Genomic DNA, 20,683 nt, shown 5'->3' with positions numbered 1-20,683 from the left:
ACTCCTGCCATCCGTCCCATCCTTATTCAGGCGCGATCACAGTTGTCAGTGTGATCTGTTTAGGGCGAGCCACTTTGGTTTCTCCCGTAGCCCCGGTCCATGAAATAGTGACAGTAACCGGATACTGATTCAGCAAGACGTTCAGCGCACCGACTGGCGCTGGAGGGACCGTAATGACCCCTCGAACATTCGTCAGTCCGGACGCCTGCGGATTTGCCAATAATTGCACCCACTGATCGCAATCGCCTTTGGCCATGGTTTGCGTCACTGGATTTTGCGGACATGGCGTCGCATTACCGGTGTTAATGGCGTATTGCGCCACATTATTCCGATTGTTCTGGATTCGCTCGATCATGTCCGCCGCCAAATTGGTTGCACGTGTGAGTTCCGTCGAGTCGACATTGCGCGTTAACGAAATACTCTGCATGCCTGCCAAGGCCAAGAGCCCCGTTGCAAGAATAGCCATCGCCACCATGCTCTCAATCAAGGTAAAGCCTGATGGATCGCACAACCCCAATCCTGCCTTCTCTCTCATTCTCAAGTTGAATGAATTCATAGACACACCGCATCTGGGCACCAATTCGCGATGCCTCGAGGTGTCACCTTGAGTGCATACTGCACCCCTCTCGTATTGACGAGCGCCAGCTCTTGATTCGCCGCCGCTCCAGGCCCTCCAACTCGCATCCCCATGGAATTGAATGAGACCGCCGTCGTTGCCATCGACGTCCACCCTGGCGATGGGCCAACATTCAACGTCACAACTTGTGGAGTACTCATCGTCTGGGTGGCAGATACAACGGCCCCTGTGGCAGCATTGGTTGTCGATATCCCCAACGACCCATTCGCCAGAGTCAGTGTGACGGTCACAGAGGTATTGCGACTCATGGCTGTAATCCGCGCTAGCGCCAACTGATGCTGCACCTCACTGATCGCCTCGCGGAGTTGAGAACGAGCTATCCATTCGGTATAACTAGGCCCGGCCAGCGCGGCGGCGATCCCAATGATGGCCACGACGATCATGACCTCAATGAGCGTAAACCCACGCTCCGTCTGCAGCCGCCTAACCAGATGACAATTGAACATCTCCACGCACCCCTCTGACTCGCTTGACACACCCATCGCGCCGCTTGTCTCAGTCGCAAAGGGCATGCCGCTATGCTTTACCCCGCAAGAACGTCTAACTCTTTGTTTTCTTAGGCCAGCCATTTTTTAAGTCTAGAGGGATTCGAACATTCTCCGTACTACCGCGCGACAATTTCCGTCACTTCGGCTGCCGCTGGAGCGCCGCCATTCCTCACGCGTATTTGCACCTGCCCCGATCGTGGCTTATCGGCTGGTATTCCCGGAGGGGTCTCAACTACAAGAACTGAACTTAACGAGGAAAAACGGAGTGGGAAGATGGAGGTAAATCTGACCAGATAAAGCTCCTACTTAGCCCCATCTGGAAGAGGGCGGGACATTGGGAATCAGCGACACCCCCCTATTTCATGGCCACGGACCGGACTTGCCGATAGGTCGTGACACCCTGCAGGACTTTTTGGATACCATGCTGCCGCAACGTGACCATCCCCTCCCGCATGGCCTGGCTGGCGATCTCCAGGGTTCTGGCTTTGGCTTGGATCAGGCGCTTGATCTCGTCCGATCCCACCAGTAGCTCATGGAGTGCGACTCGGCCTTTGAATCCGCTCTGATTGCAGGCCGTGCACCCGCGCCCTCGCCAGAGCATCATGTTCGATGAATTCTTCAAGCCCAACCGTTCCCACTCATGTGCGCCATAGGCCATGACCAGTTCATCGTACTCCTGCTGGGTTGGCTGATAGGCCTCTTTGCAAGACGAACACAGGCGCTTGCAGAGGCGCTGCGCCAACACCCCTAACATGGCATCGGCAAAATTGAAGGCGTCGCACCCCATCTCCAACAAACGCGTCACGGTTTCGGCAGCACTATTGGTGTGCAATGTACTGAGCACCAGATGGCCGGTGAGCGAGGCTTCGATCGCAATGTCGGCCGTTTCCCGATCCCGCATTTCGCCGATCATGATGACGTCCGGATCGGCCCGGAGAAAGGACCGCATGGCCGCCGCAAAGGTGAATCCGATCTTCGGATGGATCTGCACCTGCCGCAACCCATCCTGCGTGATTTCGATGGGGTCCTCCGCCGTCCAGATTTTTCGCTCATCGGTATTAATGTGCTTGAGCACGGCATGCAACGTCGTCGTTTTCCCCGCTCCCGTCGGACCGACACAGAGGAACATCCCATAGGGGCGCTCGGCGAGATCCGTGATGTGCCGCAGCACCTCCGGCGCACATTCCATCGCCTCCAGCGCCATCGTGTCCTTCGTCGTTAACAGCCGCATCACCACATCCTCATTCCCGCCCGCTGTCGGCAAGGTGGCCACACGCAGCTCAATCTCTTGATCTTTCGCCAGCCGGTATCGGATTTTCCCGTCTTGCGGTTTGCGGCGCTCCGCGATATCGAGATGGGCCATGATCTTGAGGCGTGATACGATCGCCCGGCGGCAGGCCGCCGGAATCCGCATAAAGGTAAAACAGGTCCCGTCGACGCGGAATCGCACCGCCGTGTCCTTCCGATTGGCATAGGGCTCAATGTGCACATCGGACGCTTGCAGCCGATGAGCTTCGGCGATGATGTGGTTCGCCAGCCGGACGATGGCGGAATCGTGCTCCGTAATGCCGCAGTCCACCCCCTCACCGCCCGGATCGTTCCCGGCTTCGCGCACGAGTTCGCCAAGAATGTCCGTCAGCGTGGCCCGAGCAGCCTGACCGGTAGCAGCCAGCAAATACTGCTCGATGTCGCGGCGCAACCCGACCGCATACCGTATCGTCGCCCCAGGAAAAGCCCGTCGGACATCATCGCGCTTGGCCGCATCGGACGGATGGCCGATCAGAATCGTCACGACCGATCCCTCCCGCTGGAGAGGCACCCAAGCATTCTTTCGCAGATAATCGACGCTTAAGTTTTTTAAAAGTCCTGGATCAACCACCGTCCGTTCCTCATAGGGAATATAGGGACACTGATACACCTCGCCAAGCGCCGCCCCCAATTCGGCCTTGGGCACTCGGTACTGGTCGAGCAGCACCGCTTCGAGGTCTCCCTCGCCTAACCGCAGGCTTTCAAGCACGTCCTCCATCTCCACCAGCGTCACCACGTCACGCTGAACGAGCAGATGAAGCACCTGCCGCTCCACCGTCGAACGAACTGGTGTGGCCCGGCACACAAGGCTTACCATCTGTTCAACAACCACCCCATGATTGACCGACGCCTTGGACATCTGTGTCGTCATATTTGTGTCCTCTCCCGATTCACCATCATGAATACCGGACTTTCCATGTTCCCGGAGCACGCAAGACCACGGGCAGTCCACGCAACAAACCCTGGCTCATCTCGTGGTTGTACCAGACCTCCAGCGTCACACCAGGAGTGGACGCCACAATCGTTCCTTCCGCCACCACTGCGCCGAAGACCCGCGTGGGCTGTTCGAGGGTAATATCCCCTGCGGCATACAACGCGCCGTTGAAGTGAATCCCCGACAGCTGCACAGGCACCCGGCTAGAGCGGTCCGTCTGACCAGGTTGCGGGGGGCTCAGAACAGACAATGACTGCCCGCTGGAGGATGGGCTGAGCACCACATGCCCTTGCACCACCAGTGTGGCCTCGGTATACGCCGCGCTCAATCTAAAGACCCCAAGGTTATCCGACCGGGGAGCCGTGCGGTCCAGCGTATCGATGAAGATCAAGCCCCGCGCATCGCCTGCGGAGCCGGAGCGAAAAAACTCATCGGGTGGGACCCCCTGCCCTGCCTCGACCACCCCACCCGGATAGAGCAGGCCGTTCCGATCGATCGCCAGGTAGGTGCCGTACCGCAAGGCGATCTGTTTCAGTTGCTCATAGCCCCAACGATCCAGGCGCACGCCAGGCGTGGGATTCTGTTTTCCATGCACATTCATCGGCAGCGGCGGGAACTGACTCTCCCCGACAGGCGGCTGCATGACCTGCACGGTGCCTCCGGTCCAGATCTCACACCACCGGTCTTCGCGAACCGACACCTCGCGATAGCCCTGCCCCGACACGGACGCCAGCGCGGTCAGCACTGGAATGTCCTCCAGCCTCTGCACCACCAGATTGCCCCCGACAGACAGGCGGCTCCAATGCACCAGCGCCCCCGATTCCTGTCCGTTCTGAGGCCATCCCAGATTGCCGCCGACCTGCACGCCCGCTCGCAACGCCGGAAGATCGATCGCCGCCAACTGCATCGACAGCGCATATTGCGTCGAGGGCCAGCGCGCCGGGGCGACGGCAATGTCCACCGTGCTCAACAGCCCCGGCGTCGTGGGGGCATAGACTTTCAGACTGCGCACCGTACCCACATCCTGGAGCGACCGGAAGAGGCCGGACACGGGATCGTTGAGGAGCCGGTCATCCGCGCTTTGCGCCGCATCGAGCACAAGATCCGGACGATCCACGGTCCCGATAAATTGAGACCGCCCGGCAAGATCGAAGAACGACGGACTCCCCGTCGAGGTCTGTTGACGCTTGCTCAACACGGCGCTCACCTGAGGCGGCCGATCCTGCGGGGCATGAAACCAGGCCATCACCATGTCCGCCGCCGCATCGGCCACATGCTGCGCCACCGCGGTGTCCTTCGCGCCGCTGGCGCTCAACTGTTCCTGCCCGGCCAGTTGGAGCAACACCGCACTCAGGAGCCCCAGCAACAAGGCCAGAATCATCACCCCAAAGAGCGCCATGCCCCGCTCCTGCCCAAGCCACGACGTGTGAGTCCTCATCCTCAACTCCTCATCTTGATCACGATCGCACGCTCACTTCACGAACGACTTGTGGCAAGACATTCCTCGACTCGATCGTCACCACCACCCGCGCGATTCCGCTCGTCTCGACCGCCACTCGTCCACGGTCATCCCAATAGGTCCACTGCACCGCTTGCAGATCACCGATCAATGTCCCGGCTCCACCGTCGATCATCCGCATCAGCTGCAGCCGCCCCGCCGTATCGATGCGGGTGTAATAGGCCACCCGATTCATCACCTCCACCGAGGCGCCGGCGGGAAACAGCCCGCGCACCGGCTCGCTCAGCGTGAGCTGGAGTCGCTGACCGGTCCGCGCCAGCCGGTGAGACTCGCACCCGCTGGCCGAACAGATCCGCACGGTTTTCCCCTGCCCCCATCCCCCGCCATCCTGGACCGGCACCACGGTTTGTCCTGCCGCGACCGTGGCGGTCGTCGTCGTCTCCAGGGCATGAATGTTCGCCGAGAATTCCAACCGGTCGGCCACGGCCGTCGTAATGGTCGCCGCCGAGGCCATGCGGACTTCTTGCTCCCAGACTTCCAGCCCCAACCGCAGGTCCTGCTGCCCAGCCATGGCGCGCTGCTGCTCCGTTGCCCGCGCATGCACGAGGTTCAGCGTTTCCAGACTGCCGGCCAACACCACCGTGCCCACCGCCGTGGCCATGAGTAACTCGGACAAACAGAGTCCGCGCTGGTTGAGCAACGGATTCCTGCGTTGGGCATTGCCACGACTCCGTTTCATCAATCCCCCACAAATGCCGGATTCGCTCTGACCGTCGCGACATGGACAGTCTTGTACTCTCCAAGTGCCTCGTACTTTGCGGTCGCCCGGATGACGACAAACCCCGCGGCGCTCAACTGACCGGGGCGGTCCATGGCCACGGTCCATTCCAGGCTCACCCCATCCTGCGCCCATGTCCCCGTATAGGTCCCATCGCCGGGCGCAGCATCCTTCGACTCGCCCGCATCGTTCATGACGACATCGACAATGCCGTCATGGTTCATATCGTCCTGTAACAACGCCTCCCAACGTACCGACCGTTTTGCTTCGAGCCTGCCCTGGGCCAGCGCCAACGCCCGTGTTTTCATCACCCCTTGCTGTGCCTGCCGGACAGAGATTTGCAGCGCGCTCATCGCCCCCATCAGCACAATCCCAGCGATCACCATGGCCACCATCGCTTCGATCAGACTCACGCCTCCCTCACCCATCCGCCGCATCATTGGATCGATACCCTGCCGGTGAGACTCACGGTAAGCGCTCCGTTCTCTCCCTGAGCATTGTGAAATCGAATGGTCGTGGCCGTCGCCGATCGCCCGCTGGGATGGAACACCAGTTCAGGCCCCGCGCTCGGCTCATCCAGCTCCATCGCCCGCTCCGCATAGGAAAAGATATGATGCGGCACACGAGCGGTCCCGACTTGCGCCAGGATGGCACGCTGCCCACGATCGACCGTGAGATACACACGGTCGCGCTGCGTCATGGCCAGCTGTTTCGCCTGCCGCAGTTCGGATGCCAACTCCCGCGCAAACAAGTCAATTTGCATCCGCCGGCTCAATGCCAGCAAATCCGGCACGGCGAGCGCCGCGACCACCCCGACGACCGCCACAATCGTCATGAGCTCGATGAGGCTGAATCCATATTCCTCATCGACTGACATCTGTTTCGCTGTCCTCCGCATCTTCATGGAAGGGGGCATTATCAAAAGTCATGCCTCCTCTTCCCTCGGCTGCAATCCATACGGCCGAGACGCACTCTGCCTCTGCGCACCAGGAAAACATGTTCAAATTCATAAAGATGTGAGAAGAGAAATCCCTGATCCCCAGGCGGGGCTGCGTGACAAGCGGAATGGCGGGCAGAGCGTCATGCCGTGCCTGACAAGATACAAACCAGCGAGATTGGATACAGCGCAGCAGAAAACAGAAAGGCAATAAACCGGAGAGCTATCCCGAGAGAAGGCCTTGATACCACTCAATGAGGGAGGAGCCGAAGAACAGCGCGACAATGGCGCCAAACACGAGAAACGGCCCAAAGGGAATGTAGTCTTCCCGTTTGATCATCTTCGCGGCCAGGAGAGACACCCCGATCACCGATCCCACAAACGATCCAATCATGATCGTCAGCACAGCCGGCTTCCAGCCCAGGAAGGCGCCCAGCATCGCAAGCAGCTTGATATCTCCCCCGCCCATTCCCTCCTTCCCAAAGAGATATGGGCTGGCCCAGGCCAACAGCCACAAGATCCCGCCCCCGACCAGCAACCCGATGAGGCCGTTCAGCAACCCCAGTGGCAACACCGTTCCCGCGCTTATCAACCCCAACACGATGCCTGGGTACGTCACCGCGTTCGGTATGATTTTGTGGGAGAGATCGGTTCCCGCCACGACCAATAATGCCGAGAACAGCCCCGCATACACCACCGTTTCCCCACTCGGCCCAAATCGCCACAGCAGCGCGAGATATCCTATGGAATTGAGCGCTTCCACGAGGGGATAGTGCAACGGAATAGAGACGGCACAGGCGCGGCACCGCCCACGCAACACGAGAAAGCCGATGAGAGGGATATTGTCATACCAGGCGATAGGATGACTGCAGGCGGGACAATGCGACCCAGGCCAGGCGATGGACTCCCGTCTCGGCAACCGATAGATACACACGTTGAGAAAGCTTCCGATCAGCGCTCCGAAAATCCCCGCGACCAGATACAGCTGCCACATCCCGCTACACCGCTCCCAAATGACACATCGGAGGCGAATCTCCCGGCCTCCCACAGTACTTACGAATACTCTGATTTCCCTACCGAGTAACCCTACTAGGGCCATTGGACTTCATTTACTTCACCCGGCCAGGCTTCCTATACTTCACCCCGCGAAACCTCAGTATACCTGAAGCCACGGCTATTCAAAGGAGAACCGACGATTATGGCGAAAGCAGCGACGAAGCCGAAGGCCAAGAAATCCCTCGCGAACCTTGAGCCGCCTCCCCGCAAAAAGCGCCCGGAGTCGCTCACCTCGCGCGAGCAGGAAATCCTGGAGCTGATCTGGGCTGGGTTCAAAAACAAGGAAATCGGCACGCGGCTGAAAATCAGCGTCAAGACCGTCGAAGCGCACCGGGCCAATATGATGAAGAAACTGCGCGTCTCGAATACCGCGCAGCTGCTGAAGAATGCGATCCAGAGTGGATCGCTAAAAATCCGTTAGGCCTTGCGGCCTATCGACGCAGACACATTCCTCTGCCGGACCGCCTCAAACAGCGTCACCGCCGCCGACGCCGACACATTGAGCGACTGCACCTGGCCCTTCATCGGAATGCGGATGCGTTCGTCGCAATGCTGCAGCACTCCCTGACGAATGCCTTTCCCCTCGCCCCCGAACACCAAGCCAACCGGGCCGGTCAGATCCACCTCGGTAATGAGCTTCGTCGCGGCCGGCTCGACCCCGTAGATCCAGACACCGGCCTCTTTGAGCGTCTCCAGCAATCGTGAGGTGTTCACCACTCTCGCAACGGGGATATGGTCAATGGCCCCCGCCGAGGCTTTGGCGACGACCGACGTCAGCCCAGCCGCGCGCCGCTCGGGAATAAAAACGCCATGCGCGCCGGCACCCTCCGCCGTCCTGAGCACCGCGCCGAGATTATGCGGATCTTCTACGCCATCGAGAATCACCAGCAACGGCGCTTCCTGCTGTTGCGCCGCTTTGGCAAGAATAGCCTCTTCCGATGCGTACTCTTTGGCGGCGGCGTAGGCGATTACTCCTTGATGGTTGCCACCGGGCACCAGCCGGTCAAACGAAGCCAGCGGCTGAACATGGATCGGAATATGCCGGGCCCGCGCCATGTGCACGAGATCGCCGAACTGTTTGTCCATCCGGATGACGAGCAGACGCTGGAGCGGCCGGGCCTCGGCTCTCAGAGCTTCACGGACCGCATGGAGACCATAGAGGATCTCCTGGCCATCATCGCTTCCATCGGCTGGTGCCGTCAGGCCTGTCCTCGATGATGATGCCCTGGGCTGCCAGTTCCGCCCGGATGGCGTCGGCGCGTGTGAAGTCCTTTCGCCTCTTGGCTTCCGTTCGTTCGGCAATTTGTCTCTCAATTTCGGCCTCACTGGCGCGGGACGCGGATCCCCCGCCTTCGACGTTGAAGATCCAACGATCCAACTGGAACAACCCCAACACCTGACCCAGCGACCGGAAGGCCTCCCTAGCCCCGCGTCGCGCCTCTGACGACAAACCGTCGGCGAGCAGCTTATTCAAATCGCTCCGCAACCCTTGCAATGCAGCAATGGCCACCGGCGTATTGAAGTCGTCATCCATCGCCGCCCGAAACGCTGTCTGAGTGCGCTCGAGGGCCACCGACAGGCCCGGATCTCCCTTCGTTCCGAGAGCAGGCTCTGCAAGTCTGGCAAAGAGATCGTAGAACCCGTTCAACGCCTGCTTCGCCTCACGAATGGCCAGGTCTGAAAAATCCAATGGCCCGTGATAATGGGTCGAGAGGAGAAAATAGCGCAACATCTCGCCGGTAATGTCTTCGGGCCATTCCGACTTTTCAAAGATCTCCCGGATCGTGAAGAAGTTCCCCAGCGACTTGGACATCTTCTCCTGGTTGATCTGCACGAAGCCGTTGTGAATCCAGTAGCGCGCAAACTCTTTGCCGGTCGCGCCGCAGGATTGGGCGATTTCATTCTCATGGTGCGGGAAGATCAGATCCATCCCGCCGCCGTGAATATCAAACGTTTCCCCGAGATGGCGGATCGACATGGCGGAACATTCAATGTGCCAGCCTGGCCGGCCCTGCCCCCAGGGGCTTGGCCAGGCCGGTTCGCCGGGCTTGGCGCTTTTCCAGAGGGCAAAGTCCATGGGATGGCGCTTCCGCTCATCCACATCCACACGCGCCCCGGCTTGGAGATCGTCCAACTTCCGCTTGGACAAGCGGCCATACTCCCCGTACTTGGCAACCTCAAAATAGACATCCCCGTCCACTTGATAGGCCAAGCCCTTCGCAATCAAAGTTTCGGTCAGCCTCACGATGTCGGCCATATGCTCGGTCGCTTTCGGCTCAATGGAGGCCGGCCGCACATCCAGCTTGCCCATGTCATCGTAATAGGCTTGAATGAATTTCGCCGTGACCTCATCACAGCTGATCCCCTGCTCGTTCGCGCGCTTGATGATCTTGTCGTCCACGTCGGTAAAGTTCTTGGCGAACTCGACACGATAGCCGGAATACTCCAAATACCGGCGAATGACATCGAACACGAGCGCGCTCCGCGCATGGCCGATATGGCAATAGTCATAGACCGTCACGCCGCAGACATACATGCGGACCGTCTTGGGCGCGAGCGGGATGAACTCTTCCTTTTTCCCCGTGAGGGTATTGTACAGTTTGATCATGCCGATGGCCCCGATTCAGAATTGGCTCCGCGTTTCGGCCAATGCGACCAGAGAAAGAAGCCCAGTATCCCGACCAAGATCACTCCGATCACCAGATCGAACCGATGGAAATAGTCACGCAGATCTTCCCACCGCTCGCCCATTTTTAATCCGATATACGCCAACAGATAGCACCAGGGCAACGCCCCAATAAACGTGAAGAGGACGAATCGCGGGAAATTCATCCGCGCCACGCCGGCCGGCAACGAAATGAAGGTGCGCACCACCGGCAGCATTCGGCTAAAAAAGACCGCCGCCTCGCCGTACTTCTGGAACCACCGGTCGGCCACATCCAAATCTCGATGCGAAATCAACACATAGGGCCCATACCGCTCAACAAAGGGCCGCCCGCCCCACACCCCCGCATAATAGGCCACAATGGATCCCGCCACATTACCCAGCGCCCCGGCCAGCGTCACCCCCAACATCGTAAACTGCCCCGTCATGACCAGATACCCGGAAAACGGCATGATGATCTCGCTGGGCAGCGGAATGCAGGCGCTCTCGATCCCCATTGTCAGAAAAATACCCGCATAGCCGAATCGGGAAATGCAGGCAATGACAAACCGGCTCAGCTCGCTGATGATAGCTTCAATGAGACCGGCGATCACCCGCTTATCCCTTTCGCCTGGCTGCGGCGTGTACCCGTTTGCTCGGACCCGCCATTTTCGCCTGCATCATCGGCACCCAGTCCCGGAAGCGATCCAGTGTGTCATGGTCTGTACTGTCCAAGCGAATCGGCGTCACAGACACGCGCCCTTCCTGGATCGCCTCATGGTCGGCATCCTTGCTCCGGCTCCACGACACGCGCGTCCCCGCAATCCAGTAATACTTGCGCCCGTGCGGATCGAGCTTTTCGATGATCGGGTTGTCGAAACGCCGGCGGCTCAGGCAGGTCACGCGCACCCCTTTGATCAAACGCAACGGACGATTCGGCACATTCACATTCAGCAGCGTTTCCTCCGGCAGGCCCTGCTCCAGCACCAGACGCACCACCCGCGCGGCATATTCCGCCCCGACGGAAAACCGGAACGCCTGCTGGCCTTCCTGCGACACCGCAATCGAGGGAATCCCGAGAATCGTCCCCTCCATCGCACCTGAGACCGTGCCGGAGTACAGCACATCGTCCCCGAGATTCACGCCTTTATTGATCCCCGACACCACGACGTCCGGCGGCTTCGGCATCACCTTGAGCACCGCGAGATTCACACAATCGACCGGTGTCCCGTTCACGGAAAACATGCGCGGCGCCAGCCGGTGCAGGCGCAGCGGCTTGTGCAACGTGACCGCATGGGCCACGGCCGTCCGCTCCCGGTCCGGTGCGACGACCCACACCTCGCCCAGCGCCGCCAGGGCTTCGGCCAGCGCCATCAAACCCGGTGAGTGGATGCCATCGTCATTGGTAACCAGAATGCGCATCATGATCGAGTCACAAAAAAAGCTGCGCGAGGCAGCTTTTCCTATCCTTGCTGGACTGTCTCTTGAACGGGACCGCGCGTGGGCCCCCTATGCGACCGTCCATGCTTCAGTTCGATGTATCTAACAGAGAAATTGGTCGGGGCGGCGGGATTTGAACCCACGACCACTCGCACCCCAAGCGAGTACGCTACCGGGCTGCGCTACGCCCCGACATGTTCTTATGTTCTGACTGGTCCTATTGTCGCTTGGGAAACCCTGGAAAGGCAATGGGAAACAATGCGGTCGGCTACCGACTGTTCGATTCGAGGATTTTCACGATGGCCTGAAGATCCCCCCGAAGTTTTTTGGCCATTTCCTTGGGGCTGAGCGGTTTGGAGGCCGCCCGCCCGCGTCTCACCCAATAGCGTTTGACCCCTTCCAGCGTATGCCCTTCTTCGTACAGCATCCGCTTGATTTCAAGCACGGTCTCAATGTCGCGCTGAATATAGAGACGCTGGTTGCCACGGCTTTTCTTGGGTTTAAGAAAACTGAATTCGGACTCCCAGAATCGCAGGACATACGCGGGAAGTTTGGTCAGCTGACTGACTTCCCCGATCTTGTAGAAGACCTTGCTTCCCAGCCTGGGTTCAGTCCCCATGACCGGCCCTCATGGTGCGGTCGATGTTGGAGATAGGGTGCCCGTTACGAATTGACGTACTTCTTAAAGACTTGGCTAGGCCGGAACGTAACCACACGCCGCGGGGTAATCCCAATTTCTTCTCCAGTGCGAGGGTTCCGCCCTTTGCGCGACCCCTTGCTCCGAACGACGAAGTTGCCGAATCCTGCGATCTTGACCGCGTCTCCCTTTTGCAGCACACCCTTGAGAAGATTCAGCACGAGTTCGACGATATCCGCTGCTTCATTTTTTGAAATACCGACCTGCTTGAAAATCTCGTTCGCGATATCAGCCTTTCTCATGCCACCCCCCTACGCAACCACTGCACATTCCCGTTTCACAGCTTCCCATGAAACTGCTTTCGGCAGACGGAAAGTTTTGCTTAAGTTACGTGAGGTTAGGAAGTCTGTCAAGAATAAATATCGAGATATACGGTCTATCGACCGCTATTTTTTTGACAACAGCTTGTACTCGATGCTGTCGGCCAGCGCCTGCCAGGTGGCTTCCATGATGTTCTCCGACACGCCCACCGTTCCCCACTTATCTTTGTGGTCGCCGGATTCGATCAGCACACGCACCTTCGATTCCGTGCCCTTATTGGCCGCCAACACCCGCACCTTGTAATCGAGCAGCTTCACTTCGCGCAGTTGCGGATAGAACTTTTCCAAGGCCTTGCGCAGCGCATGATCGAGCGCATTGACGGGACCGGCACCGACCGCCGCCGTATGTTCGATCACCGCCCCGACCTTGACCATCACTGTCGCCTCGGACAAGGGCGGACCCAGGTCCTGTTTCTTCTCCACGATGACCCGGTACCCCAACAGCTGGAAGGACGGCTTATGCGTGCCCATCGCCTTGCGCATCAAGAGCTCGAACGAACCCTCCGCGCCCTCGAACTGGTACCCCTGGCTTTCGTGGTCTTTCAGCGTATCGACCAGCTCTTGGAGCTTTGAATGGTCCTTCGTGAGGGTGATGCCATAGGCTTCGAGCTTTTCCAAAAGCCCGCTGCGTCCCGCATAATCCGAGACCAGCACCCGCTGGCGATTGCCCACCAGCGCCGGATCGATATGCTCGTAGGTCGCGGCATTTTTCAGCACCGCATGGATATGGACCCCGCCCTTGTGCGCGAACGCGGAATCCCCCACATACGGCTGGTGTTTGTTGGGTATATGATTGGCGATCTCCGTGACAAAACCGGAGACGGTCTTCAGATGACTGAGCCCCTCGTTCAGCGCGGGGCGGCGCATTTTCAATTCGAGATTGGGAATGATCGAACAGAGATTGGCGTTGCCGCAGCGCTCCCCGATGCCGTTGATCGTCCCCTGCACCTGCACGATGCCGGTTTCGATCGCGATCAACGAATTCGCCACCGCCATTTCGCAATCGTTGTGCGCGTGAATGCCCAGCGGCACCGCACATTCGCGCCGCACCACTTCGCAAATTTCCCGGATTTCCCAGGGCATCGCCCCGCCATTCGTATCGCAGAGAATCACCCGTTCGGCGCCGGCCTCGACGGCCTTGCGGATCGTGTTGAGCGCATACTCCGGATTCGTCTTGTAGCCGTCGAAGAAATGTTCGGCATCGTAGAACACCCGCCGCCCCTTGCTCTTGAGGTAGGCGACGGAATCGCCGATCAATTCGAGATTCTTGGCGAGCGAAATCCCCAGCGCATCGGTCACGTGCAACGACCAGGTCTTCCCGAACAGCGTGATCGTCGTCGTATCCGCCGCAAGGAGCGCCTGGAGATTCGGATCTTTACGGGCCGAGTTGCTGGCCTTCCTCGTCGAGCCGAACGCGATGACGGACGCATGTTTGAGCGGGATGGTCTTGATCATCCGGAAGAACTCGATGTCCTTCGGATTCGCGCCGGGCCAGCCGCCCTCGATGTAGTGCACGCCAAGCTCGTCCAGCTTCTGCGCGACACGCACCTTGTCCTCGGCCGAAAAGCTTACATCTTCGGCCTGCGCGCCGTCACGAAGCGTCGTGTCGTAAATTTCCAGCGCGGCCGTTCGCTCGGCGGACAGCGTCGGAACGATCAGGGCCTTCCGCTCATCGTCCCGGCGGGCCTTGCGAGTCTGTGAAGATTGTTTAGCCATAGGTTAAAAAGGTAACAAGAGCGCAGCCACTCTGTCGAGGCTTGCCGTGGCGCGATGCTCCTATTTCGCCGGACGATCTCCCTGTGCCACCTGGTCGAGACCGAACGCCGAATGCAGCGAACGCATCGCCAATTCAAGATACTTCTCATCGATGACACAGGAGATCTTGATCTCCGACGTGCTGATCATCAGGATATTGATCCCTTCGCGAGACAGCACCTCGAACATCTTCGACGCCACACCGGAATGCGAGCGCATGCCCACGCCGATCAGCGACACCTTGGCGATCGACTCCGTGATCGACACGGACTTGGCCTCGATCTCCTTGGCCACACTCTGAATGATCGGCGTCGCCTTGCGCAAATCCGCGCGGGGAACGGTGAAGGAAAGATCCGTCAGCGAATCCTGCCCCATGTTCTGGATAATCATATCGACATTGACATGAGCCTGTGCCACAGGCCCGAAGATCCGCGCGGCAATGCCCGGCTTGTCGGGGACGCCGACGATCGTGATCTTGGCTTGATTCCGGTCGCCCGTGACGCCGGCGACCGCGACCGCTTCCATATCCGCATCTTCACGTGTCACGAGAGTCCCCTTTCCTTCTTTAAAACTCGAATTGACCTCGACCGGGACATTGAACTTCGCCGCGAACTCGACCGACCGGGCCTGCAGCACTTTGGCGCCAAGACTCGCCATTTCCAGCATTTCTTCGTACGATATCTTGTCGATGCGCTTGGCCGCCGGCACAACATTGGGGTCTGCCGTATAGACACCATCGACGTCGGTGAAAATGATGCAGCGATCGGCTTTCAATGCCGCCGCCAGCGCCACGGCCGACAGATCGGATCCTCCGCGCCCCAGCGTGGTCACATCCGACTGCTCGTTGATCCCCTGAAACCCCGCGACGACCGGAATCACGCCTTGGTTCAATGCGTCGCGAAGCCGGTCCGCCGTCACGCGCGCGATCCGGGCCTTGGTATGCGCGCTGTCGGTAATAATGCCCACCTGCCGTCCCGTGAAGGAGCGCGCATTGATCCCGCGGCCCCGCAGGTCCATCGCCAGGAGCGCAATCGTGACACGCTCTCCGGTGGACAGCAGCATGTCCATCTCACGTTCATCCGGCATCGGCGTGGCTTCGTGCGCCAGCTTGACCAGACGATCCGTTTCACCGCTCATCGCGGACAAGACCACCACCACCTGATCGCCCGCGCGATGCGCCTGCGCCACACGATCCGCCACCTTATGGATCCGCTCGATGTTGCCCACCGAGGTCCCGCCATATTTCTGAACGATCAACGCCACCCGATTACCCCTTGGCAAATAACTTGGTTGCAAACTTCGTCGCGTCCCGAACCGGAGCCTTGGAGGCCTGGGCCTCGGCTTCCGTGAAGCGCCGTCCCGCCGCCGGGGCGCCGCTTCCCGCGCTCTCGCCGAACGCATAGAAAGCCTGCCCCTGCCGGCCTTCGCCCTGATCGCACAGCACCAGGAAGCGAAAGGCACCCATCTTCGACAGTCCCTCGAGCAGCGGGCCGACCAGTTCACGATCGAACTCTTCGATGCCCTGCACAGTAGCCTTGAGATCCGTCCCATGCACCACGGCGTCCGTCAGCTCGGCATGCAGATAGACGAAGTCTTTCTTGGACAACTCAGCCAGCGCCACCGCGGCCCTGGCCTTCAGCCCCCCCTCTTGCAGCCTGGCGGGATCGGGCGCATCCAGCCCCGCGCAAATCCCGACGCCGCGATGCACGTCGCTCGACGTCACCACGGACCCGGAGATCTGGAATCGCTCGGCAAGGCTGGGCCACAACGCCGCGCGCCCCTCTCCCCAGAGCCATACACAATTCGCCGGCTTTTTTCCCGCCGCCATCCGCTCCTCATTGACCGGATGATCGCGCAAGATCACATAGGAGGCATCCATCATTTTTTTCAGAAGGTCGGATCCATCCCCTGTCGGCAGAGAATCGGTAATCGTCTGGCCTTGGACGAGCTGCGGATCGGTACAGATTGCCCGCGGCTTGCCGTTGACCCACACCATCAGATGGCGGTGGCCGGCCCCGGGATAAAATTGGATCATCTCGGATCCCAGCTGCTCATTGATGGCTTCGATCAGCTCCCGCGCCTCGTCCGTTTCGATCAACCCGGCGGTCGCATCGTCCATCACGACATGCGCCCCTAACTTCTTGATCTCTCCGCCGATCTTTCCGCCTTCGGGCTTCAGCGTTACCATGGTGCAGCGGTAGACCACATCATGCTCGGTCACCGATACGCCCAAGCTCGCCGCCTCGAACGGACCCGGCCCTTGATAGTACTTCTTGGGATCGTAGCCGAGAATCGCCGTCCCGCTGAGTCCGCTCCCATGGCGGCTTCCATCCGCGGCGATGGCCAATAGGCCCACTTCACCGAGTTGCGCCAGCCGGTCGAGCTGCGGCGTGGCGGCAGCCTGCAAGGGCGTCCGCCCGGCTAGCTCCTCGCGAGGCCGGTCGGCCATTCCACCAGCATGAAGAATGACATATTTCATAGGTTATCCGATGCGCCTCATGCGTTTAACAAACGAGCCACATCCTCGCGCGTCGCCTTGACGGTGAGCGGCGGCTTGGAAATGCCGATCGCCGTATCGGCGTCTTTCAACCCATGCCCCGTCAGCGTACAGACCACGGTCTCCCCTTCCCGCAATTTCCCCGCCCGGCCCAACTTCGTCACGCCGGCTACCGACGCGGCCGAAGCCGGTTCGCAAAATACGCCTTCTGTCGCCGCCACCAGGGCATAGGCTTGGAGAATTTCTTCGTCCGTCACCATATCGATGGCCCCCGACGACTCCTCAACCGCTTTGGAGGCGGCGGTCCAGCTTGCCGGATTTCCGATGCGAATCGCGGTGGCAATGGTTTGCGGCTGTTCCACAATTCGGCCGAGCACCATGGGCGCCGCCCCGGCGGCTTGGAACCCCATCATGCGCGGAAGCTTGGTCGTCTGGCTCGCGGCTCGATACTCTTGATAGCCCTTCCAATAGGCCGTGATGTTCCCGGCATTGCCGACTGGCAGCACATGCAGGTTCGGCGCATCGCCCAACTGATCGCACACTTCAAAGGCCGCCGTTTTCTGCCCTTCGATGCGGAATGGATTGATGGAATTGACGAGTTCGATATGATGGGTGACGGAGAGGTCTTTGACGATCGTGAGCGCTTGATCAAAATTGCCTTCAATCTGAATGACCGTGGCCTGATGCATCATCGCCTGAGACAATTTCCCCAATGCAATTTTCCCCGCCGGGATCAGGACGTAAACAGCCAGCCCGGCTCTCGCCCCATAGGCCGCGGCCGAGGCCGACGTATTGCCGGTGGAGGCGCACATGACGGCCCGCGCCCCTTGCTCCACCGCCTTGGAAATGGCCATGGTCATGCCGCGGTCTTTGAACGACCCGGTCGGATTGGCGCCTTCGAACTTCAAATAGAGATCGACGCCGGGCGCAATGGCCTTGGCCAACCGCGCAGCGCGAATCAACGGCGTCTGCCCCTCGCCCAGACTGATCACCGGCGTCTTCTCCGTCACCGGGAGAAACTTCCGGTATTCCTCAATGATGCCGCGCCAACGAGTCATCCGATCACTCATCCTTCCCTTCCACCCGAATCAGCGTCGCCGGTTCAGATACAAACGGCTTGCGGTTGATCTCGCGAAGCGCCGTCTGCACATCACGCTCCTGCGCCATGTGCGTCTTGATCACCACCGACACCGTCTGCCCTTCCCCCCGGCCCTGCTGCAGCATCGACGAAATGCTGATACCGCACCGGCCCAACTCTCCGGCAATCTGTGCCAGCACGCCGGGACGGTCCACCACCATGAAGCGCAGATAGTAGAGCGAACTGATTTCCTCGATCGGCTTCATCCTGATCGGGCGGCGCTGGTCCCGCTGGAACGAGGCCGGCGGCACACGGCCTGGAGCGCCCTTGAGCAGGTTGCGCCCGATAGCGATCACGTCGCTGACAACCGCGCTGCCGGTGGGCAGCGATCCCGCGCCCCGGCCGTACAACATCACATCCCCCACCGCATCGCCGACCAATTGAATCGCGTTGTAGACCCCGTCTACCTTGGCAATCGGATCGGACACCGGCACCATGGTCGGATGCACACGGGCATCCACTTCTCCATCCACCAGCTTGGCGATGCCCAACAGCTTGATCCGGTAGCCGAACTCCTTGGCATAAGCGATATCGGTCGGCGTGATATGCGTAATACCTTCGGTATAGATGTCCTTGATATTCACCGGCGTGCCATAGGCCAAATTGACCAGAATTGCCAGCTTGTGCGCCGAATCGATGCCCGCCACATCAAAGGTCGGGTCCGCTTCGGCGTATCCGGCCTGCTGCGCGTCCTTGAGGATCGCATCGAAACTCTGGCCCTCGTGCGTCATCCGGGAAAGGATATAGTTCGAGGTGCCGTTGATGATGCCGTAGATCGACTCGATGCGGTTCGCCGCCAGCCCTTCGGTCAAAGCCCGGATCACCGGAATCCCGCCCCCGACGCTGGCCTCGAATCCCACATCGACGCCCTGACGGGACGCCGCCTCGAAAATCTCTTCCCCATGGAGCGCGAGCAACGCCTTGTTGGCCGTCACCACATGCTTGCCGGCGGCAATGGCCTCGAGCATCACACGCTTCGCAAAGTCGTATCCGCCGACCAGCTCGATGACAATGTCGATGGCCGGATCGGTCAACACCTGTTTGGCATCCGTCGTCAGAACACCGGCCGGCACCGCCACCCCGCGATCGCGCGTGATATCGAGATCCGCGATCCGCAGCAGTTCGACCGGCACACCGACCCGGCGGCTGATCAGCGCGGCATTCTCGAACAGCACTTTGGCCACGCCGGAACCGACCGTGCCAAACCCGATGAGCCCAACCCCGATACGGGACTTCATTCCTCTGATCCTTCGAGCTTCAAGGCCTTCTTGATCCCACGCACGGCCTGGCGAGTCCGGTGCTCATTCTCGACGAGCCCGAATCGCACGTACTCATCGCCCCCTTCACCAAATCCGATCCCGGGGGAGACGGCGACCTTGGCCTCACGCAGCAGCAGCTTGGAAAATTCCAGCGACCCGAGATGCCGGTAGGCCGGGGGAATCCGCGCCCAGACAAACATCGTCGCAAGCGGCTTGGGCACCTCCCAGCCGATGCGGTTCAGGCCGCCGACCAGCACATCCCGCCGCTTCTGATAGCGCAGCACCGTCTCTTTCACGCAGTCCTGCGGACCGTTGAGCGCGATGACGCTCGCAATCTGAATGGGCTGAAAGATGCCGTAGTCGAGATAGCTCTTGATCTTGGCCAGCGCCCCGACCACTTCACGATTGCCGACGCAGAACCCGACCCGCCAGCCCGGCATATTGTAGGCCTTCGACAGCGTATAAAACTCCACCCCGACATCCTTCGCTCCAGGGGCCTGCAGGAAGCTCGGGGCCTTATAGCCATCGAACACGAGGTCGGCATACGCCAGATCGTGTATGACAATGACATCGTTTTCTTTCGCAAACGCCACGATCTTCTTGAAGAACTCGATATCGACCACCGCCGTCGTCGGATTATGCGGAAAATTGATGACCAAAATCTTGGGACGGGGAATCGTCTGCCGGTAGACCCGCTGCAGATCTTCGAAGAAATCACTGTCCTGCCGCAACTCAATGCCCCGCACCTCGCCGCCGGCAATGATAAAACTGTACATATGGATCGGGTACGTCGGCGTGGGCGTCAGCACCACGTCGCCGGGACCGATCATCGCCAGCGCCAGATGGGCGAGCCCTTCCTTGGAGCCGATCGTGACGATCGCTTCGGTTTCCGGATCCAAATCGACATTATAATTCCGCTTGTACCAGCCGCAGATCGCGTGGCGCAGCTTAGTAATGCCGCGCGACGCGGAGTAGCGATGGTTCTTGCCCTTGCGCGCCGCTTCAATCAGCTTCTCGACGATATGGGGCGGCGTCGGCTGATCGGGATTGCCCATCCCGAAGTCGATCACATCTTCCCCGCGCTGCCGCGCTTCCAGCTTGAGAGCCTGAACTTGTGCAAAGACGTAAGGAGGGAGCCGCTTTAACCGATAGAACCCGTCGCCCAAACCCATGACAATCCTTTACTGTGAACACACCCATACGAAAGACGGCGCCTCACTCGGTTGAGGACTCGCCGGCCGTCAAGAAGGGCCTATTCTAATGGAGGGCCTCGGTTGAGTCAATTTGCCTTGTGATTCTGTGGGGTTCCGATCCAACGCCGGCCAACACTCCGTGA

General features: G+C 59.8%; 21 protein-coding genes and 1 tRNA gene. 1 reads left to right on the top strand and 21 read right to left on the bottom strand.

Annotated elements, in window-relative coordinates:
* Positions 1-22: 22 nt before the first annotated feature.
* The 8 genes from RI101_11055 to RI101_11020 form a co-directional block, all read right to left on the bottom strand.
* Positions 23-556: a prepilin-type N-terminal cleavage/methylation domain-containing protein gene (locus RI101_11055; protein MEC4890588.1), complete on the bottom strand. Its 534-nt coding sequence runs from the start codon at positions 554-556 to the stop codon at positions 23-25.
* Positions 553-1,149: a prepilin-type N-terminal cleavage/methylation domain-containing protein gene (locus tag RI101_11050; protein ID MEC4890587.1), complete on the bottom strand. Its 597-nt coding sequence runs from the start codon at positions 1,147-1,149 to the stop codon at positions 553-555. The genes RI101_11055 and RI101_11050 overlap by 4 nt, the downstream gene beginning before the upstream one ends.
* A 331-nt stretch (positions 1,150-1,480) precedes the next feature.
* Positions 1,481-3,304 (bottom strand): GspE/PulE family protein, encoded by a 1,824-nt coding sequence (locus RI101_11045; GenBank protein MEC4890586.1) that lies wholly within the window; start codon positions 3,302-3,304, stop codon positions 1,481-1,483.
* 25 nt (positions 3,305-3,329) lie between these two features.
* Positions 3,330-4,805, bottom strand: a complete 1,476-nt coding sequence (locus RI101_11040) for a hypothetical protein (GenBank protein ID MEC4890585.1) — start codon at positions 4,803-4,805, stop codon at positions 3,330-3,332.
* A gap of 19 nt (positions 4,806-4,824) precedes the next feature.
* A complete protein-coding gene (locus RI101_11035; GenBank protein MEC4890584.1) occupies positions 4,825-5,565 on the bottom strand; it encodes a hypothetical protein in 741 nt (246 codons plus the stop codon).
* Positions 5,565-6,032, bottom strand: a complete 468-nt coding sequence (locus RI101_11030; protein ID MEC4890583.1) for a prepilin-type N-terminal cleavage/methylation domain-containing protein — start codon at positions 6,030-6,032, stop codon at positions 5,565-5,567. The genes RI101_11035 and RI101_11030 overlap by 1 nt, the downstream gene beginning before the upstream one ends.
* Before the next feature lie 8 nt (positions 6,033-6,040).
* Positions 6,041-6,481 (bottom strand): GspH/FimT family pseudopilin, encoded by a 441-nt coding sequence (locus RI101_11025; GenBank protein MEC4890582.1) that lies wholly within the window; start codon positions 6,479-6,481, stop codon positions 6,041-6,043.
* 283 nt (positions 6,482-6,764) lie between these two features.
* A complete protein-coding gene (locus RI101_11020; protein MEC4890581.1) occupies positions 6,765-7,535 on the bottom strand; it encodes a prepilin peptidase in 771 nt (256 codons plus the stop codon).
* Positions 7,536-7,739: 204 nt separating this feature from the next.
* On the opposite strand from RI101_11020, the gene RI101_11015 reads away from it, so the two are divergent.
* The gene (locus RI101_11015) at positions 7,740-8,018 is read left to right on the top strand and encodes a LuxR C-terminal-related transcriptional regulator (GenBank protein MEC4890580.1); all 279 of its coding nucleotides are present in this window, start codon (positions 7,740-7,742) and stop codon (positions 8,016-8,018) included.
* Here RI101_11015 and rlmB read toward each other — a convergent pair.
* From rlmB to alaC, 13 genes are all read right to left on the bottom strand, one after another.
* Entirely contained in the window at positions 8,015-8,728 is a 714-nt protein-coding gene (gene rlmB / locus RI101_11010; protein ID MEC4890579.1) for a 23S rRNA (guanosine(2251)-2'-O)-methyltransferase RlmB, read from the bottom strand. The genes RI101_11015 and rlmB overlap by 4 nt on opposite strands.
* A 43-nt stretch (positions 8,729-8,771) precedes the next feature.
* Positions 8,772-10,205 carry a cysteine--tRNA ligase gene (cysS, locus tag RI101_11005; GenBank protein ID MEC4890578.1) on the bottom strand — a complete coding sequence of 478 codons (1,434 nt, stop codon included), beginning with the start codon at positions 10,203-10,205 and terminating at the stop codon, positions 8,772-8,774.
* Complete coding sequence (locus RI101_11000) at positions 10,202-10,855, bottom strand: DedA family protein (GenBank protein MEC4890577.1); 654 nt, start codon at positions 10,853-10,855, stop codon at positions 10,202-10,204. Before RI101_11000 ends, cysS begins: the two co-directional genes overlap by 4 nt.
* Positions 10,856-10,859: 4 nt before the next feature.
* Positions 10,860-11,666, bottom strand: a complete 807-nt coding sequence (gene surE / locus RI101_10995; GenBank protein MEC4890576.1) for a 5'/3'-nucleotidase SurE — start codon at positions 11,664-11,666, stop codon at positions 10,860-10,862.
* A gap of 130 nt (positions 11,667-11,796) precedes the next feature.
* Positions 11,797-11,873: transfer RNA gene (locus RI101_10990), tRNA-Pro, on the bottom strand.
* A gap of 76 nt (positions 11,874-11,949) precedes the next feature.
* Positions 11,950-12,300 carry a MerR family transcriptional regulator gene (locus RI101_10985; protein MEC4890575.1) on the bottom strand — a complete coding sequence of 117 codons (351 nt, stop codon included), beginning with the start codon at positions 12,298-12,300 and terminating at the stop codon, positions 11,950-11,952.
* Positions 12,301-12,344: 44 nt separating this feature from the next.
* The gene (locus tag RI101_10980) at positions 12,345-12,620 is read right to left on the bottom strand and encodes an integration host factor subunit alpha (GenBank protein ID MEC4890574.1); all 276 of its coding nucleotides are present in this window, start codon (positions 12,618-12,620) and stop codon (positions 12,345-12,347) included.
* 144 nt (positions 12,621-12,764) lie between these two features.
* Complete coding sequence (cimA, locus tag RI101_10975; GenBank protein MEC4890573.1) at positions 12,765-14,414, bottom strand: citramalate synthase; 1,650 nt, start codon at positions 14,412-14,414, stop codon at positions 12,765-12,767.
* A gap of 60 nt (positions 14,415-14,474) precedes the next feature.
* Positions 14,475-15,716: an aspartate kinase gene (locus tag RI101_10970; GenBank protein MEC4890572.1), complete on the bottom strand. Its 1,242-nt coding sequence runs from the start codon at positions 15,714-15,716 to the stop codon at positions 14,475-14,477.
* A gap of 4 nt (positions 15,717-15,720) precedes the next feature.
* Positions 15,721-16,932 (bottom strand): 2,3-bisphosphoglycerate-independent phosphoglycerate mutase, encoded by a 1,212-nt coding sequence (gene apgM, locus RI101_10965; protein MEC4890571.1) that lies wholly within the window; start codon positions 16,930-16,932, stop codon positions 15,721-15,723.
* Between the two features lie 17 nt (positions 16,933-16,949).
* Positions 16,950-18,008: a threonine synthase gene (thrC, locus tag RI101_10960; GenBank protein MEC4890570.1), complete on the bottom strand. Its 1,059-nt coding sequence runs from the start codon at positions 18,006-18,008 to the stop codon at positions 16,950-16,952.
* 4 nt (positions 18,009-18,012) lie between these two features.
* A complete protein-coding gene (locus tag RI101_10955) occupies positions 18,013-19,326 on the bottom strand; it encodes a homoserine dehydrogenase (GenBank protein MEC4890569.1) in 1,314 nt (437 codons plus the stop codon).
* Positions 19,323-20,519 (bottom strand): alanine transaminase, encoded by a 1,197-nt coding sequence (alaC, locus tag RI101_10950; protein ID MEC4890568.1) that lies wholly within the window; start codon positions 20,517-20,519, stop codon positions 19,323-19,325. The genes RI101_10955 and alaC overlap by 4 nt, the downstream gene beginning before the upstream one ends.
* Between the last annotated feature and the right edge of the window lie 164 nt (positions 20,520-20,683).

Source organism: Nitrospira sp., assembly GCA_035968315.1.
Taxonomy (GTDB): Bacteria; Nitrospirota; Nitrospiria; order Nitrospirales; family Nitrospiraceae; genus Nitrospira_D.
The sequence above is the reverse complement of the archived record's forward strand: the minus strand, read 5'-3'. Positions and strand labels throughout refer to the sequence as shown.

Bases quoted from the DNA above. Each gene is read 5' to 3' on its own strand.
- RI101_10980 (MEC4890574.1), bottom strand. From the start codon at position 12,620: ATGAGAAAGGCTGATATCGCGAACGAGATTTTCAAGCAGGTCGGTATT.
- RI101_11050 (MEC4890587.1), bottom strand. From the start codon at position 1,149: ATGCCCTTTGCGACTGAGACAAGCGGCGCGATGGGTGTGTCAAGCGAG.
- RI101_10985 (MEC4890575.1), bottom strand. From the start codon at position 12,300: ATGGGGACTGAACCCAGGCTGGGAAGCAAGGTCTTCTACAAGATCGGG.
- thrC (MEC4890570.1), bottom strand. From the start codon at position 18,008: ATGACTCGTTGGCGCGGCATCATTGAGGAATACCGGAAGTTTCTCCCG.
- cysS (MEC4890578.1), bottom strand. From the start codon at position 10,205: ATGATCAAACTGTACAATACCCTCACGGGGAAAAAGGAAGAGTTCATC.
- RI101_11030 (MEC4890583.1), bottom strand. From the start codon at position 6,032: ATGGGTGAGGGAGGCGTGAGTCTGATCGAAGCGATGGTGGCCATGGTG.
- apgM (MEC4890571.1), bottom strand. From the start codon at position 16,932: ATGAAATATGTCATTCTTCATGCTGGTGGAATGGCCGACCGGCCTCGC.
- RI101_11055 (MEC4890588.1), bottom strand. From the start codon at position 556: ATGAATTCATTCAACTTGAGAATGAGAGAGAAGGCAGGATTGGGGTTG.
- RI101_11045 (MEC4890586.1), bottom strand. From the start codon at position 3,304: ATGACGACACAGATGTCCAAGGCGTCGGTCAATCATGGGGTGGTTGTT.
- RI101_10955 (MEC4890569.1), bottom strand. From the start codon at position 19,326: ATGAAGTCCCGTATCGGGGTTGGGCTCATCGGGTTTGGCACGGTCGGT.
- RI101_11020 (MEC4890581.1), bottom strand. From the start codon at position 7,535: ATGTGGCAGCTGTATCTGGTCGCGGGGATTTTCGGAGCGCTGATCGGA.
- surE (MEC4890576.1), bottom strand. From the start codon at position 11,666: ATGATGCGCATTCTGGTTACCAATGACGATGGCATCCACTCACCGGGT.
- RI101_11025 (MEC4890582.1), bottom strand. From the start codon at position 6,481: ATGTCAGTCGATGAGGAATATGGATTCAGCCTCATCGAGCTCATGACG.
- cimA (MEC4890573.1), bottom strand. From the start codon at position 14,414: ATGGCTAAACAATCTTCACAGACTCGCAAGGCCCGCCGGGACGATGAG.
- RI101_11035 (MEC4890584.1), bottom strand. From the start codon at position 5,565: ATGAAACGGAGTCGTGGCAATGCCCAACGCAGGAATCCGTTGCTCAAC.
- alaC (MEC4890568.1), bottom strand. From the start codon at position 20,519: ATGGGTTTGGGCGACGGGTTCTATCGGTTAAAGCGGCTCCCTCCTTAC.
- RI101_11015 (MEC4890580.1), top strand. From the start codon at position 7,740: ATGGCGAAAGCAGCGACGAAGCCGAAGGCCAAGAAATCCCTCGCGAAC.
- RI101_11040 (MEC4890585.1), bottom strand. From the start codon at position 4,805: ATGAGGACTCACACGTCGTGGCTTGGGCAGGAGCGGGGCATGGCGCTC.